Genomic DNA, 14,157 nt, shown 5'->3' with positions numbered 1-14,157 from the left:
AGGCAATCGTAAGACTAGCCGAGCCAAAAGCTCGATTAGCAGTGTCCAACGAAGCGTCAAAAAAGAAAGGTTAGTAGCTTAGGCTACTATCTTGGAAGCTCGCGAGCTTTAGCTCCGAGTAGTTCACCCTATCGTAACTGACAAGATTTTATTAACGACGGCAAATTGGGTGTATCTGGGAGAACTTGTTTTCGAATAAGAGCTATATTAATTAAATACCTCATTGTTAATAAGCTCACAATCGTTTTGTGAGCTTATTTTGATGAGATTAATACCGATTTCTTTGTGTTACAAAAGAATTTTGGAAGCACTCTTGATTGCTTGTAATTAGTATATGACCGCCTTGTTCATCGATACCGTAAGATGATAAATTATCCGATACACTTTCAATCAACTCTTTTTTGCCAGAAATTTCTTTCCAAATATCTGCTCCTTCAGGATCATTGTTAATTAACCATGATTTTGCTTGTTTAGCTGTTAGGCGAGAAAATGGTACTTTTTTGACTTTCTTTTTGTTCATTGTATTTTCCGTATGGCTTTTATTTGCGTTCTGGTAGAGCGATTCGCTTAATGTACTCGTTATTACTCTGTATCCACTTAGAGTCAATAGGGCCCCAATTGGTTAAGCTGTAACTATGATTTTTGGTTCCACCTTTTGATTCAATAATGATTTCAAAGTCGGATAAAGATTTAAGCGTGTCCTGAAGAGTTCGCCTAGGTAGCTCTGTTTCATTTAATAGTCCGGCAACAGTGTTGGTGCCAGTTGAAATTAAGTAGGCGATATATAGTCGGCGGAAATAATTAACTTTTCTTCCATTAACTTCGCTCATGAATAAGTTTCCTCAAGTTTAATTACAGTGTACATACGAGAAGAACCACTAAAGAACTCTTTTGCGCAACGTTTAATATGTTCGTCACTACAACCTTTTAGTTCTGGCATATATAACTCTACAACCGCACGTTTTACCGATAGGCGGTCATTATGAATACCAAACTCATGGCTAAGGCCAACAGGTTTGAATTCAATTTTTTTGCTTGAATCATAAGCATGACCTCTTTTAATTGGCGTTAAACGAGCAGCTGTATATTTATGCATAATAGTAAGTTCTTTTCTATTTATTATGAAATAATTGTAGCACATACTTTACGTGTTTAAAAGCTTGGGGTGTATTTAATTTTAAAAAGATATGTTGTGGAGGCAGTGACTAAATAAGGAGTGTGGTTATTAAAGTTCTAATAACCACAAAATATAGAAAGGACTATAAGTTAATTACAAGCGCTCATCATGCGGGAAACGGTACGTTTTTCAGAGGGCGAATAGGTTAAGTCATACTTGTTCATTATGTAATCGAATTTTTTAAGATATTCACATCGAAAAGCATGATTAGGCGGCATCCAATCAGTAGGGCCTTTATCACTTTTTGTGCGATTCAATGAAGATTCTACTAAAAGAAGGTTTTCAGGATCATTGGCGAATTTTTTCTTTAGTTGTTTTGAGAATTTACTTCCGCCGTGACCATGAGCATATGATAACGGTACGACATGATCTAAATCTAAGTCTCTAGAATTTGTAAATAAACTATCTGAATATGGGTCGTACCACTGACCATTACGAACGTAGCATTTCTTATAATTTGTGTACGTAACAGGCTTTTTTGAAGTACTGATCAGAAGCTCATGCCGAAGATTCGTGCAGTCATTGCCATTGTCTATCCAGTGTTCCCAGTCATCGCGATTGTATAGTGAAGTAAATGCGCGGTTCTCTTGTAAAGCTTCTTCTGTCGCCTTAGAGATGTTGTAACTAGCGTTCTTTGGTAAGCGTCCACCAGCATCTAGACAGTCGTCAATTGTCTTATAGGCGGTGAAGTTTTTTGTTTTTACGTAATATGGACTTGTCTGATCGTGACAAATACCAGATTTCGATTGTTTAACGATATCGCTAGCGGCACTAGTGGCCCCCGATAATAGAACAAGAGATAACAATAACCCGGTAATTAAATTTTTCATTAGAATTCCTTTATAGTTCAATACAAGGTTTAACAAATTGCCAATCTTTAATATTGTTAGCTTCAGCTACAGTATTTAAGCGCGATACAAATTCATGCATAAGGTCTGTCTCATCAACGGGTTCGTTTTCGTTGTGTAAACCTAATAGGATGAAGATAAAATCACGAATAAAGCTAAAAGCAGTTTTTTCATCACAATCACGTTCAGAAAAGAAAGTGAAATGATAAAAGTTCACAAGGTTTAGTGCGAGAGAAACTAGCTCATCATCCGATACATTATCCAAGTTACGAGACATAATATATTATCCTTATCTTTGATTTTTAAATAAATACATGGGCTATGAGATTGTTTACCCATGGAGTTGACTTTGTTCTATGCCAGTCCTGAAGTATCTGAGGTAACGTGCTTTTTCTGCAATTAAACATATTACACAAATCCTGAGAGTGCATAGGCATAACAATAAACGACTCTGCTTGAAGTGACTTTGATTTGTAACCTTTATATTTACCACTAAACTTGTCGAACTTACCAATGCTGGTATAAAACATTGAGAATGAATGGGTACTGTTCATTTCATCAACCTCAAAGCAGGGTTTATACGCTTTATATTGGTCGGAGATAGGCTGCGGACAATATTTTACGAAATAATCACGACTGACAAGACTGCTGATATTTTTATGTTCTTTATAGAAGCTAACAACCTGATCGAATCTCTTTTTTAGATTGGCTTCAAACCATTCTGTTACAGCTTTCTCTTCTTTTCTCCAAGCAACTTTAGCCAGTGTGTCGATAATACAGCGAAGATTTGCATGAAGTGTTGCATTGTATGCTTTCTTAATGTCTTCCTTATTGCCAAAGGCATTAGTTGGTTTTGGCAATAGATTGACACCAACTTCTTCAAAGTTGTCAGAGATATATTTCTTGACGCTGCTCGGTTCGGTTGAATACTTACTTGTGTATTCATCAGTGTGAAGCATGTTTATTAAATCGAGCCCAACAAAGCGCTGTTCATTATTTTTGGGGTCAGACAGCAAAATGTCTATTGATACATCTTTAATAAGCTCACGATACCATTTTGCATTTAAAGAATTTTTAGGAATAAGGTTTTCTACAATATCTTCGAATGTATTATGTTCAATTTCAAATTTTGGTGCCCATTCAATGAGTCCCGTAGATTGCATAGAAAGTTGACTATGTTCAATTAATTCGGCGGATGAGGAATACTCATCTAAAGTAATGTCGTCAGCCAGAATTCCGGTCAGCTCTAATGACATAATAAACCATAACTTTTGTTTATTACTTAAAATATCCAAGGTCGCAAATTTGAATGAAGAATCCAAGGTCTCGGTCATGCCTTTAGACAAAACTTTCCAATTAGGGAAGTGCTGGCTTGGTACACTGTATTTATTGTAAGAAATGTCAGCTGTCGATTGCTGGTCGCTAACCATGGAATTGGTTTCGAGGTCGAAATAGGCCTTATTCAGTACAAATGCTTTAATAGGCGTGTAGTAAATAATGATATTTGCAACTTTATTATGTGATTTGTTAGATGCGACGAATCCAACGTGTATCCCATAAGGAATTTCCTTATTAAGCAATGCTCGTTCTAGCTGAAAGAACGAATTGAAATGATATATGGCAGATGAAGGTTTTGCTTTAACCGTATCTTGCTTATCGGCATAGTTATAAATCCAGTTAACATTCAGCTCAGTTGCAAATAAGGCATCTCTAAGAAGCAAGACACAGTCATTGCGAGAAATCATGTTCTTGTCATCACTTGAGAAATATCTATTGTTAATTGTGTTTAGGAATGTATTTAATTGTTCTAAGTAGAGGCTGTCTGTTTCACTTTTTAAAGTACTGAAAGAATCAATCCACTGCTTAATGTCACTGTTGTTCAAGAGAGAATTTACATTAAAACTCACATAATTAGAGGATGCATTAAGAAGCTCAGTCAGGTATGAGCCAGCGACAAAGAGTGTTGGATCCAGCTCTGTTAGTTTTTGAAGTAACTCAGCTGTTGAGCTACGGTAAAAGCATTCACGGTCATCCCATTTAATAAGCGGACTATTAACTAAATTGAAGAAAGTTTCACTCAGTTTTCCATAGTCATTTATATACATAGGGGATTCCTTTACGCTGCTTTAATATGTATGTATTATAATCGAAATTAAGCAGTAAGACAACAATTGCTGCAAAAAAAGATATTTTATTTTATTTATTATCGATGTTTGTAATTAGTGGCTTAGCTGCGTTCTGGAGAGTGATCATGTTTAAGGTTTTATTATTTATTGCAAGTGCTGGCTTAACATTTGTATCGTCGGCAAACGATGAAACATTCTTGCCGGGGGAACAAGCCATTAATGCAAGTGCTAAAAAGGAATGTGTTAGTTTACCTGACTATAAAATTACCTATGAAGGGCCATTAACATTTTACGGAACTAGCCTTAAGGAAAGCATTGAAAACGAGAAGTTAAACGTTCAATCAAGCTCAATAAGTCCTATGGTGATGAACTTCGAATATGAAAAGCCAGTATCTCTAACGGGTTTCGAATGGTTCTTTAGAAGCTCTGAATTAGATGGGCCTGTTCTTCCGTCACAAATTGAATTGTATATATTCGATGAAAAAATTGGCGAATACACATTTCATGATTCAGTGAACAAACTAAGTATTACGAATGATGGCAAACGTATGCATTTTAATTGGAATAATTCTACACCTGAAGTGACTAACTATCAGGTAGTCGTATATGGTCCTGAAAAGTCTTCAAGTACAAATATGATACAATATTTTGTAATGTATTAATCAAAAGAGTTAATTAAGTATGGCTAAGTTATCAAACTTGGTTGAACAAATGTTCGCCACATTCTCGCCTGCTTTAGCTGCGAGTCAAGGCGAACGGTCTTGACTTTAATGAAGTAGGAATTATTATGTACTGTATATGCATACAGTTAAATAGAGGGCGATTTGTTAACCGGTATTCGTTTTCGTGCCAACCCAACATCATATCAAAAACTTGTACTTAATTTTTTATGGGGTAAACGCCCTTCGAAAGCTTAATATCTAATGATGATAATCCGCCTTGTACTGAAATTTCAGAAAAATGTGCGCTAGGGCAAGGTGCCATGTCAGTTGCATTAGCAGAGAAAGCACCAATTAAAATTGTAATATTACCAAGATTTCGAACTGCGAATGTGATTGTGTGCTGCGTCATGGCCCTGAATTCCGATAATTAGTATATAGCACTAAATCAGTAACAGGGCGCATTATCAACCTTATTTGATAAGATGGGTAATATCACAATACGCATATGACTTAGTGTACGCAAAATAACGGTCATCAATTTGAATGATGTCACCAGTCGTCATGCTTGTATGAGATAAGCCTTGTTTCTGGATTAATTCACGAGCTTCGCCTCTAGGGCTCCAAACTTCAGCTTGGAATTTACCGAAAATATCACTGCATACTTGGCTACAAACTACTTCATCGTTGGTGTCACACTTAGGGATGTATAAATCACCTAATTCTAGATGAGTCTTGCCTAATTCAAGAGAAGGAATATCATCAAATTTTTCAGCCATTTCTAATGAGAATTCAATGCTTTGATTTGCGTAATAGCGAAATGCTTCAGGGCTCATATACCAAAGTGTAACTTTTGAACGACTGTCTGGGAAAAATGCGTCTAAATTCATAACCGACCTAACCTTATGTTTTGTTGATGTATGCATTATGGCAGAAAAATTAGAAAATAGCAACAGTTTAAGCAAAAAAAAGATATTAAATGCAGTGGATGCGCCTTACTATAGTCTAGCCGACAGTTTGCTCCTTACGAAGTCATAACCATCTTTGGTGAGCTGATATGAGCCCTGAGTGACACTAACTAGGCCTCGATTAACCAGTGAGTCTAAGACATGGGATGTTCTGAGTCGATTTGTTTGTACCCAGCCACAACCTGCCTTCCAACCTTTATATCGGCACAATGCTAAAAGCACTTCTTTTTGAACTTGACCAATTCCTAATACATTAGCTAGCATATTATCTCCAAAATCGTATTTCGTTCTTGGTGCCATAAAATAAGGCACCAAGAATATTGTTTGCTAAGCCTTCAAGCTTTCTAGTTCAGCTTCAAAGTCCTTAAGCTCAACGTATGCAATTACGTAGTCCTTCATTTCACTTTTGTAATGAAATCCACGGTTATCAGCGTTACAAAGAAAGGTTTTACGACCTTCTTTTACAATTTTTGTATATCCGCTTGCATATTGCTGGTGGATTAAATCAAGCGCTTCCTCGGGGTTCGAGTATCGATCAGCTACCTGTTCAGCCTTAAATTTAAGGACTTGCTTAGCACCACGAATGTTGCGGTGTGCAATGAGTTCATGAAGAGAAATTCCGCAAAGCTGTACAATGAGGTTATCAATAGCCGTAGCCGTTAGAACAGGTTCAACATCGAGTAATTTACAAAACGCCTTCTTGGTTGAGTCATTAAAGCCCTTACCGTGTGAAAGTAAGTCTGAAAGTAACAAAGGAAGCTTCTCGATCATAGCGAAAGCAAGTTTCTGGCCCCAGCTAGTTTTTGCATCGGGATTGCCATAGACGACAGAGTCAACAGTGTTACGTATTTCTAGTTCTGTAAATTGAGTTTTCATATATATCTTACCTTGTTTGTTTAACTTTGATAATTATTACATAAAAAGATATTTTAATCAATATTAAAATAGGAAAACAATCAAAAAATTTCATTATGGAGGATTCTTTTTATGGTAGTAAAAGGCATTCTCAAGGGAAGGAGAAATATTGGCTATATTGGAGAAATAGCTTTTGTAACTATCGCTTTCTATTTTAAATCCAAGAGCAATACCAAAACAATCAGTTATAGTTAAAAGACGCCCTTGTATCAAAATTTGACGTTCAGAACTTTGAACCTCAAAGCGTTTTAGGTCTGTATGATTAATTTGCTCAACGTCACGGAATTTCCTGCTATTGATTAGACTTTTAACTAATTCTCGTGAAATTGATTCATAACCTAAGACTAGAATTTTCATTTAAGTGTGTGAGCTTGAACTTAGCTTTTATAGCCAAGTTCATGTAGTAGCCAATTTCGTGTTTGTGACACGTTAGAAAGATGCTGTAATTTCTCTGCAAGTTCAGAGAATCCTGAATCTTCAAGACCTTTTAGTGTCTCAGCACTTAAACAAAGTTCAGATACACTATCACAAAGATGTTCTTCAACTGCGGTTAAAGGGGTATCATCGAACTCAGGTAGTTTTTCACCCACGTTATGGTGTGCTACTTCAATTAATACTTTTTTAATGTTGTTATTGATTTCCATAGTGGCTCCTAGCTAGCAAATGCAAGTTGAGTAGATGGTTTTAATGATTCAATTTCTTCATGAGGCAAACGGCCTGATGGTATATTAAAAGATTCAATTTTAACGCTACAGACACAAGCCTGACGCATATTTTTCTTGTTATGCAAGACGACATACCCATGCTTAAAATTAAGCGCCATAGGGAAGCAACTCTGTGTATATTTATTCTCGGTAATTAACGCTACCTTTTCAAGATCAGTTATAGATTGAAGATTGTCGGCAACTTGGGTGATCTTTTCATAGCTTATGCGAGAAACAGGCATAAACTCTGTGACAGGAGTTAAAATAACCTTACCATACTGGTTAGAAAAAACTGCACTTTGAGTACTCATAATCGACCTTATGTTTTTATAAATCTGCATTAATTTTAACAGTATACTGCCTTTAATGCAACATAAAAAAGATATTCCCATATTTAAATATGAGAATATCTTTTTATACAATTAATCAATAATTGTATAAATAGCTGAGATTTCTTCTTTAGAAAACGGAAGTGCCGACTTGATAGAAAGTAAAAGTCTTAAATCTTGATAAACATAACTTAAGCGCTCAATTTCACTTTCAAGCTCTGCAACACTTGAGAAGCCAAATTTCTTCTGCTTTTCATCATCATTAATCATGCTATCGTACTGCCAAACAAGCATTTGAACAAATGACATAAATGATGCATAAAAAGCTGCTCGCTCTGTTGTTTTAACCATATGATGACAAGCTGGAAATTCAACTGGACTTTCCGAGTCAAGTAATGGGTAATGTGTACTGTCGTCAAGACGTTCATCGTCAAGCTTAACTAGAGTCAGATTGAAGTCGATGTATGATGCTGAACGTTCAACTTGCTCAATGTATTTGTGAATTGCGTTACTAATCGCAACTTCGTACATTGGAACATTTTTCTTTAGGATAGCATCTGCATAGTTGCGAGTAGAAAAAACAACTTTAAGAGCTTCAAGTGTTTGTTGAGAAAATGTCATGTCATTACCTAATTGATTTGTTTAATTAAGGTAATTATAGCACGTTTTTTGCGTGCCGCAATATCTTTTTATGTTTTGTTTGAAAGTATTTTCCAATCCTCTGATTTAAATTCGTATAGGAAAATTTAAATCAGAGTGTATTGCCTTATAGAATTTTTTCTAAGGTTCAAAAGTATCGCTTTCTGGAAGTCTAGCTGTATGAAACTGCGCGTCACAACTTTCCTTATTTAATTGATAGTACAGCCTAGCTTTGATCCGCATCATAATGGCTTCAGTGGCATTTTCAGGGTTAAGATACTCTAAGTCTGACAGTTTATAATCCTCAAGCTTAGCGGCAAGTTGCTTGTTGTTGAGCTTGTCGAGCTCTTTAGGATCTAAATCTTTTAATGTGTGTTCTTTAATTTTAGATTCAATTTTTTTTGTTAATGCATCAACAAACATACGTTCCAAAGAGTGATTCAATTCATATCTCTTTTTATTCTTGCCTGTGAGTAATTGAACGGCTATTTGGTCGGCTTTTTCTCTTTTTTTGTCACTTTTGTCAGGATCTAAGTAATCGGTAAAATCATCACTTATGCCAATTTTATTAGCTAGTTTTTTACAGTAGGTTTTTAGATTTCCAGACTGGGCTAATTGACTTAAATTTTTGGAAATATTGCTACTGTGCAAGTGAAGTTTTAAAAGTTCGTTTTTGTTGTGTTCAGGTTTTCTAAATCTATGTGTTGTAAACTCTTTGAATCGTTGAATACTGCGTTCAAGAGCATCAGGGTTACGATCGAATTCGCCTGTCGAGCCACGTGCTATCATATCAACTAATCGTATGCTGAATTCTTTATAGACATTTTCGGTTTGAATTTTCTTTAAAGCATCATGATAAGCGTCAACATTTAGAGAAAATACTTCTTTTTTTCCTTCGTTGTAGTCTCTGAAGTCCTTAAGAATAAATTCGGCATCAGTCCCTAGTGCTTTGATCATCTCTTTTGCAAAGGCATTAGGGGAGTTTGTTTGCTCAGTCATTAAGTTGGCGAACTTATGACTATCGGATAGAAGGTCTTTAATAGTATCTCTGTTGAATGTATTTTCTTCTTTTAGTCGTCTGGCAAAAGGACTGTTGTCTTTATCAAGATCACTAAGTATTTGAAATACGAATAGGGTTTTTGATGCATCTTCTTCAGTTACTTGAATATATGGTTTATCAAATCGGCCAAAAAATGATGGTAATGATGACGCTATGCTTTTCATCGCTTTTTTTATACGAAATTCCATTTGCGAGTTGGCGAATGAAAGTGCCTGTTTTGTGCCTTTTCTTGAATAGAGTTTTAGGTGATTGTCTGCTGGGTATTCAAAATCACTTAGTTCATTTTGTATATTGCCAGACAATAAGCTAAATGTTTTATTTGATGATTTATCATTTACGTACTTATATAACGCATAACCTGCCAAACCTGCTGCAAAAGGTAATACAGTAGGATCATTGCTTGAAGAGTAGACCGAAAATCCAGAGTATAGCACAGCACTTGCAACTGTCATAAACTTAAAATTTTTGGGCGACATTAAGCTCAAGAAATTTGAAGAGTAGCGGTCAGAGCTCGTTTTAGGAGAATTGCCGTACTTCTCGTTAATTGTTTCTTGAGATTCTGGAATCTTAGGGAGTTTCTGCATAATATAATAAGCCTTTTTTTATCAGTCTAAGTTTATTATACAGGAATGTCGTTTTAACTTATGGCTCAAAAGAATTATTGTCTGGATGTGCAGCTGTATGAAACTGCGCGTCACAGCTTTCTTTATTTAATTGATAGTACAGCCTTGCCTTGATCCGCATCATAATGGCCTCAGTAGCGTTTTCAGGGTTAAGATACTCTAAGTCTGACAACTTATAATTATCAAGCTTAGCGGCAAGTTGCTGGTTGTTAAGTTTATCAAGCTCTTTAGGATCTAAGTCCTTCGAAGTGAATGCTTTTATATTGGATTGAATTTTCTTTAGGAATGAGTCAACAAACATCCGTTCAAATGTTCGGTTCAATTCGTATGTTTGTTCGTTGTTTCCTGTTAGGAAGTGAGCAGCCAACAGGTCGGCGGCTTGTTTCTTTTTATCTTTATTATCAGGATCTAAATAGCCAGATAAATCGCCTCGAAGTCCGATTCGGCTTTTGAATGATTCACTTAGAGAACGTATATTTCCTGTTTCGGCTAACTTATCTAAGTTTCTGATAATATCATTACTGTACTGAGAAAGTTTAATGAGTTGGTTTTGGTTGTGTTCGGGACTGCTAAACCGTGATGTCGTAAATTCACTAAAGCGGTTTCGAACACGTTCAAGTGCTTTAGGGTCTCTGTCGAGCTCGCCAGTTGAACCACGTGCCATCATATCGAGAAACCTCATACTGAATTCTTTATATACATTCTCGGTTTGAATGTTTTTCAAAGCATCATGATAGGCGTCAACCTGTAGGAAGAATACTTCTTTTTTGCCTTTGTTGTACTCTCTGAACTCTTTAATGACAAATTCGGCATCAGTCCCTAGCGCTTTGATCATCTCTTTTGCAAAGGCATTAGGGGAGTTTGTCTGCTCAGTAACTAAATTGGCAAACTTATGACTGTCGGATAGAAGGTTTTTAATAACATCACGGTTGAATGTATTTTCTTCTTTTAGTCGTCTAGCAAAAGGGCTTGAATCATTATCTAGATCACTCAATAACTGAAAAACAAACATAATTCGCGAAGTGTCTTTTTCTGACTCTTGAATGTATGGCTTATCTAGACGTCGATGGAATGAGGGAATGATTGACGCATATTTTCGGGCGGTTTCAATCATGCTTAATTTTATTTCAGAATTGGCAAATAAAAATGCTTGTTTCGTGCCTTTTCTTGAATATAACTTTAAATGGTTATCAGCAGGGTATTCAAAATCATTCAATTCGTTTTGAATGTTGGCCGACATTAAACTAAATGTTTTAGCGAAAGATGGCCTCGTTAAATACTTATGAAGGGCATATCCTGCTAAGCCACCAGCAAAAGCAGAGGTCGCATTGGATGGTGAAATAAGTGTTTCGCTATTTACAGTATTACTTGCAAACCCTGATAGAATTGCACCACTGGCAATAGACATGAACTTATAGAACCTTGGTGAAACTGATCCTATAAGATTAGCCATATAACGCTCATCTCGGGTAGTAAGTGATTTACCGTATTTTTCCGAGATGACGTTTTTAGGTTCAGGAGATGTGGGCAATTTCTGCATAATAAAAAAAGACCTTAATTCATTTAATCTAATTTTATTATACAGGAAAGGCTAATTTATGATTTTAGTCATCGGAATCTTGGAATTTAAGTTCAAAATCTTCATTCTCAAGTTCAGCAATATTTTTAATGCCTTGGTTAAAATCATCTAAAACAGCGCTTCGAACTTTGCGAATTTTTTCTTTTGCTTTCTCAATATACGCTTCTGGTGATTGGCCTTTTGGTACAACGATTCTGTATGAATCGTAAATTAATCCATCAATTAGGGTGCCGATTTCATCAACTTTTACATTGAAGTTAGAAAGGCGTTGTCCTTGAAGAGTAATGACTTTATCGCCAGCACGAAGAACGTTTATATTTTGGTGAACTTTAATTTTACAATCTGATTTATTAATCTTTTTTTCAGTAGCGCGGTCAAAATTGGTTGTTTGAAATGTGATAACCGTGAGCTTGTCATCGCGCTGATATGAAACGTTTTGTGATTCTGACATATTAACCTCTTACTTTATTTAATTCATTATTTATAAGATTAATTCTATCAACCTTATCGGGCATAGAATTGTCATAAGCTTGGTTTAGTTTTATTACAGTCAAAACCAAATTTATGTGATCGCTTGCTGGGCGCTGTGATAGCTCTCTCAGCAAGTCTTGATACCAAACAATACCGCTAAGGTTATGTTTGGTAATTAACAGTTTTATTTGACTAACTGGCGGTGTTTTTAAGGCAAATGAAAGAGGATCATCAGACACCATTTGATTAACAAAATCTTGTTGAAATTCGATGTCTGATTCAAACATATTATAACCTTAAATGGTGCTTACAGCGTTGTCAGATGACTTTTGATGGATAAACACAGGTAAGCCTAAAGTTAGCTTCAAGTGCTTGCCTAATTCTGTCATGAACGCTTTTAGTGCATCGGTCTCATTGACGCTAATCGTGATGTAATTATCGGCACTAGAAACATTGTCTAAATACAATCCTGCATCATAGTTGTTATTTGTCATCAAGCTAAGTGAAGCAGGATCATGTGGAATTGGGTTTTTACTTGAAACTTGATTTCCAGCAATGCCGAAGCTGCTCATATCAGTTTGTTTATTCGATTGCGTTGATACAAATAACTTAAAATGGGTGCGAAGCGTTTCATGCTCATTGCCTTCGTATATTGTTGGCGAATAAATAAAGTGATTTGGTTTAGCATTGTTAAGGATTAGTGGAAGTGGTTTGTTTAGTTCAAACTGGGCAATATTATGCTCATGGTACGAGTGAGTTACCTGCTTTTTAGCAAATTCTAAAACCGCATTCGAAATGCATGCAAGCGAATGTGGCTGGCCATTATTAGCAGTTGTGTTATTGACGTAAAGTGTGACTGAGCTTGACATTGGTAGTTCCTTCTAATGAGTTTTGAACATTTTATTGTAAGTGCTAAGAATACTTTTATGCTCGTTGGATTTGAGTTTTAAGTAATCACAGGCTCTAAGGATAGTGTCGATATCTCGAACCGTATCCATCACCATGTTAGCTAATGAAATTGTTATGCTGCCTTGGTTTATCGAGACAGCATTCGTTTTAAATGAATTAACGGGTAACGCCATAATATTTACGTTAGGCACTTCAAGAATGTAATGTGTACCATGGCCGTTTAACTTGATTCGGATCACGGATTTGTCTTTGCGCTTCATTGGGATAAATGAAAGGATTTGCTCAATATCATCTCTGGCAAAATCAAGGCAGTATGTACGTAGGAACAGTTGACCTAGGTAATCACGTTGCTCAGTCGCTATCTCGTTATGAATCATGGTTAAATGCCCATTAATTTAAGTACGTTCAGTATACCACAATAAGCCTTAATTGCAACATAAAAAGATAGCTTAATAAAAGTGTTATTGACATGTTCTTTACTATGTTACTATTTACCATATGCATATTTACCGTTGAATGTATGCGAAAGATAAATTATATGTGAGGTTTTTAATGAAATTACTATCAAGTATGCTGGTGGTAGCTACAATTGTTAGCGCCCCTAGTTTTGCTAAGAATCAATTGCGTTTTGATTCTATCGTTAATGCTGAAATTAAAACAGAAAAGTCGGCAGGTGATGAAATGCCAGCAGGTGTTACATCGAGCTTGTCGTACACATTTCATGGTGCTTACGATGGCGAACGCACGATTTATAATACTATTTCTCAAAATGATGAGGCATGGTTGCAGAAAAAAAGTATCTTTGCTGATTTAATTTTCACTTATGAAGAGCCTGTAACTGTATCAGGTTTTGAGTGGTATTATGATGAAGGCAGTCCCAATAGAAGTAAGTATCCGCGAAATGTGGAAGTTCAGTTAAAAAATTCGTCTGGCCAATGGGAGTCAGTTTTAACGTTAAATCAAGTTCTTCAGCGTGATTTATTTCAAACAATTAAGATTGAGCCTGTAACAGCAAAACAAATTAGGTTTTACTTTACAGGTCGAACAGACAATAACGGTTACACGGCCATACAATATTTCAAGCCTATTTAAATGGAAACGCCCTACACATAGGTGATAGGGCTTTTTTAATTCTAAAATTTAATGTTAG

General features: G+C 35.9%; 21 protein-coding genes. 2 read left to right on the top strand and 19 right to left on the bottom strand.

What is annotated here, in order from left to right:
* Positions 1-268: 268 nt before the first annotated feature.
* The 6 genes from L1267_RS19150 to L1267_RS19125 all read right to left on the bottom strand — a co-directional run bounded on the left by L1267_RS19150 (position 269) and on the right by L1267_RS19125 (position 4,130).
* Entirely contained in the window at positions 269-520 is a 252-nt protein-coding gene (locus L1267_RS19150; protein ID WP_235383824.1) for a hypothetical protein, read from the bottom strand.
* A 19-nt stretch (positions 521-539) separates the two neighbouring features.
* On the bottom strand, positions 540-830 hold the full coding sequence (locus L1267_RS19145) for a helix-turn-helix domain-containing protein (protein ID WP_235383823.1): 291 nt from the start codon (positions 828-830) through the stop codon (positions 540-542).
* Positions 827-1,096 (bottom strand): hypothetical protein, encoded by a 270-nt coding sequence (locus L1267_RS19140; RefSeq protein ID WP_235383822.1) that lies wholly within the window; start codon positions 1,094-1,096, stop codon positions 827-829. Before L1267_RS19140 ends, L1267_RS19145 begins: the two co-directional genes overlap by 4 nt.
* 170 nt (positions 1,097-1,266) lie before the next feature.
* Positions 1,267-2,007 carry an HNH endonuclease family protein gene (locus L1267_RS19135; RefSeq protein WP_235383821.1) on the bottom strand — a complete coding sequence of 247 codons (741 nt, stop codon included), beginning with the start codon at positions 2,005-2,007 and terminating at the stop codon, positions 1,267-1,269.
* 10 nt (positions 2,008-2,017) lie between these two features.
* On the bottom strand, positions 2,018-2,302 hold the full coding sequence (locus tag L1267_RS19130; RefSeq protein WP_235383820.1) for a hypothetical protein: 285 nt from the start codon (positions 2,300-2,302) through the stop codon (positions 2,018-2,020).
* A gap of 25 nt (positions 2,303-2,327) precedes the next feature.
* The gene (locus tag L1267_RS19125) at positions 2,328-4,130 is read right to left on the bottom strand and encodes a hypothetical protein (protein WP_235383819.1); all 1,803 of its coding nucleotides are present in this window, start codon (positions 4,128-4,130) and stop codon (positions 2,328-2,330) included.
* Between the two features lie 146 nt (positions 4,131-4,276).
* Here L1267_RS19125 and L1267_RS19120 point away from each other — a divergent pair, with 146 nt between their 5' ends.
* The gene (locus tag L1267_RS19120; protein ID WP_235383818.1) at positions 4,277-4,813 is read left to right on the top strand and encodes a hypothetical protein; all 537 of its coding nucleotides are present in this window, start codon (positions 4,277-4,279) and stop codon (positions 4,811-4,813) included.
* Between the two features lie 470 nt (positions 4,814-5,283).
* On the opposite strand, the gene L1267_RS19115 is transcribed toward L1267_RS19120, so the two are convergent.
* The 13 genes from L1267_RS19115 to L1267_RS19055 all read right to left on the bottom strand — a co-directional run bounded on the left by L1267_RS19115 (position 5,284) and on the right by L1267_RS19055 (position 13,384).
* Complete coding sequence (locus tag L1267_RS19115; RefSeq protein ID WP_235383817.1) at positions 5,284-5,700, bottom strand: hypothetical protein; 417 nt, start codon at positions 5,698-5,700, stop codon at positions 5,284-5,286.
* Between the two features lie 108 nt (positions 5,701-5,808).
* Positions 5,809-6,078, bottom strand: coding sequence for a hypothetical protein (locus L1267_RS19110; RefSeq protein ID WP_235383816.1), 270 nt, complete (start codon positions 6,076-6,078; stop codon positions 5,809-5,811).
* Between the two features lie 27 nt (positions 6,079-6,105).
* Positions 6,106-6,654: a hypothetical protein gene (locus L1267_RS19105; protein ID WP_235383815.1), complete on the bottom strand. Its 549-nt coding sequence runs from the start codon at positions 6,652-6,654 to the stop codon at positions 6,106-6,108.
* Between the two features lie 93 nt (positions 6,655-6,747).
* Positions 6,748-7,050: a hypothetical protein gene (locus L1267_RS19100; RefSeq protein ID WP_235383814.1), complete on the bottom strand. Its 303-nt coding sequence runs from the start codon at positions 7,048-7,050 to the stop codon at positions 6,748-6,750.
* A 20-nt stretch (positions 7,051-7,070) separates the two neighbouring features.
* A complete protein-coding gene (locus L1267_RS19095) occupies positions 7,071-7,337 on the bottom strand; it encodes a hypothetical protein (protein ID WP_235383813.1) in 267 nt (88 codons plus the stop codon).
* Positions 7,338-7,345: 8 nt separating this feature from the next.
* Positions 7,346-7,708, bottom strand: a complete 363-nt coding sequence (locus tag L1267_RS19090) for a hypothetical protein (protein WP_235383812.1) — start codon at positions 7,706-7,708, stop codon at positions 7,346-7,348.
* Between the two features lie 111 nt (positions 7,709-7,819).
* Positions 7,820-8,347: a hypothetical protein gene (locus L1267_RS19085; protein ID WP_235383811.1), complete on the bottom strand. Its 528-nt coding sequence runs from the start codon at positions 8,345-8,347 to the stop codon at positions 7,820-7,822.
* A gap of 159 nt (positions 8,348-8,506) precedes the next feature.
* The gene (locus L1267_RS19080; RefSeq protein ID WP_235383810.1) at positions 8,507-10,009 is read right to left on the bottom strand and encodes a hypothetical protein; all 1,503 of its coding nucleotides are present in this window, start codon (positions 10,007-10,009) and stop codon (positions 8,507-8,509) included.
* Between the two features lie 58 nt (positions 10,010-10,067).
* Positions 10,068-11,588 carry a hypothetical protein gene (locus L1267_RS19075; RefSeq protein ID WP_235383809.1) on the bottom strand — a complete coding sequence of 507 codons (1,521 nt, stop codon included), beginning with the start codon at positions 11,586-11,588 and terminating at the stop codon, positions 10,068-10,070.
* Between the two features lie 64 nt (positions 11,589-11,652).
* Positions 11,653-12,078 (bottom strand): hypothetical protein, encoded by a 426-nt coding sequence (locus L1267_RS19070; protein ID WP_235383808.1) that lies wholly within the window; start codon positions 12,076-12,078, stop codon positions 11,653-11,655.
* 1 nt (position 12,079) lies between these two features.
* A complete protein-coding gene (locus L1267_RS19065) occupies positions 12,080-12,385 on the bottom strand; it encodes a hypothetical protein (protein ID WP_235383807.1) in 306 nt (101 codons plus the stop codon).
* Positions 12,386-12,394: 9 nt separating this feature from the next.
* The gene (locus L1267_RS19060) at positions 12,395-12,967 is read right to left on the bottom strand and encodes a hypothetical protein (protein ID WP_235383806.1); all 573 of its coding nucleotides are present in this window, start codon (positions 12,965-12,967) and stop codon (positions 12,395-12,397) included.
* Between the two features lie 12 nt (positions 12,968-12,979).
* Positions 12,980-13,384, bottom strand: coding sequence for a hypothetical protein (locus tag L1267_RS19055; RefSeq protein ID WP_235383805.1), 405 nt, complete (start codon positions 13,382-13,384; stop codon positions 12,980-12,982).
* A 175-nt stretch (positions 13,385-13,559) separates the two neighbouring features.
* On the opposite strand from L1267_RS19055, the gene L1267_RS19050 reads away from it, so the two are divergent.
* Positions 13,560-14,099: a discoidin domain-containing protein gene (locus L1267_RS19050; RefSeq protein WP_235383804.1), complete on the top strand. Its 540-nt coding sequence runs from the start codon at positions 13,560-13,562 to the stop codon at positions 14,097-14,099.
* Positions 14,100-14,157: the final 58 nt, after the last annotated feature.

It is taken from the genome of Pseudoalteromonas sp. OFAV1 (assembly GCF_021532595.1).
Taxonomy (GTDB): Bacteria; Pseudomonadota; Gammaproteobacteria; order Enterobacterales; family Alteromonadaceae; genus Pseudoalteromonas; species Pseudoalteromonas lipolytica_C.
This window is presented reverse-complemented; position numbering and strand designations above follow the sequence as displayed.

Bases quoted from the DNA above. Each gene is read 5' to 3' on its own strand.
- L1267_RS19150 (WP_235383824.1), bottom strand. From the start codon at position 520: ATGAACAAAAAGAAAGTCAAAAAAGTACCATTTTCTCGCCTAACAGCT.
- L1267_RS19145 (WP_235383823.1), bottom strand. From the start codon at position 830: ATGAGCGAAGTTAATGGAAGAAAAGTTAATTATTTCCGCCGACTATAT.
- L1267_RS19140 (WP_235383822.1), bottom strand. From the start codon at position 1,096: ATGCATAAATATACAGCTGCTCGTTTAACGCCAATTAAAAGAGGTCAT.
- L1267_RS19135 (WP_235383821.1), bottom strand. From the start codon at position 2,007: ATGAAAAATTTAATTACCGGGTTATTGTTATCTCTTGTTCTATTATCG.
- L1267_RS19130 (WP_235383820.1), bottom strand. From the start codon at position 2,302: ATGTCTCGTAACTTGGATAATGTATCGGATGATGAGCTAGTTTCTCTC.
- L1267_RS19125 (WP_235383819.1), bottom strand. From the start codon at position 4,130: ATGTATATAAATGACTATGGAAAACTGAGTGAAACTTTCTTCAATTTA.
- L1267_RS19120 (WP_235383818.1), top strand. From the start codon at position 4,277: ATGTTTAAGGTTTTATTATTTATTGCAAGTGCTGGCTTAACATTTGTA.
- L1267_RS19115 (WP_235383817.1), bottom strand. From the start codon at position 5,700: ATGAATTTAGACGCATTTTTCCCAGACAGTCGTTCAAAAGTTACACTT.
- L1267_RS19110 (WP_235383816.1), bottom strand. From the start codon at position 6,078: ATGGCACCAAGAACGAAATACGATTTTGGAGATAATATGCTAGCTAAT.
- L1267_RS19105 (WP_235383815.1), bottom strand. From the start codon at position 6,654: ATGAAAACTCAATTTACAGAACTAGAAATACGTAACACTGTTGACTCT.
- L1267_RS19100 (WP_235383814.1), bottom strand. From the start codon at position 7,050: ATGAAAATTCTAGTCTTAGGTTATGAATCAATTTCACGAGAATTAGTT.
- L1267_RS19095 (WP_235383813.1), bottom strand. From the start codon at position 7,337: ATGGAAATCAATAACAACATTAAAAAAGTATTAATTGAAGTAGCACAC.
- L1267_RS19090 (WP_235383812.1), bottom strand. From the start codon at position 7,708: ATGAGTACTCAAAGTGCAGTTTTTTCTAACCAGTATGGTAAGGTTATT.
- L1267_RS19085 (WP_235383811.1), bottom strand. From the start codon at position 8,347: ATGACATTTTCTCAACAAACACTTGAAGCTCTTAAAGTTGTTTTTTCT.
- L1267_RS19080 (WP_235383810.1), bottom strand. From the start codon at position 10,009: ATGCAGAAACTCCCTAAGATTCCAGAATCTCAAGAAACAATTAACGAG.
- L1267_RS19075 (WP_235383809.1), bottom strand. From the start codon at position 11,588: ATGCAGAAATTGCCCACATCTCCTGAACCTAAAAACGTCATCTCGGAA.
- L1267_RS19070 (WP_235383808.1), bottom strand. From the start codon at position 12,078: ATGTCAGAATCACAAAACGTTTCATATCAGCGCGATGACAAGCTCACG.
- L1267_RS19065 (WP_235383807.1), bottom strand. From the start codon at position 12,385: ATGTTTGAATCAGACATCGAATTTCAACAAGATTTTGTTAATCAAATG.
- L1267_RS19060 (WP_235383806.1), bottom strand. From the start codon at position 12,967: ATGTCAAGCTCAGTCACACTTTACGTCAATAACACAACTGCTAATAAT.
- L1267_RS19055 (WP_235383805.1), bottom strand. From the start codon at position 13,384: ATGATTCATAACGAGATAGCGACTGAGCAACGTGATTACCTAGGTCAA.
- L1267_RS19050 (WP_235383804.1), top strand. From the start codon at position 13,560: ATGAAATTACTATCAAGTATGCTGGTGGTAGCTACAATTGTTAGCGCC.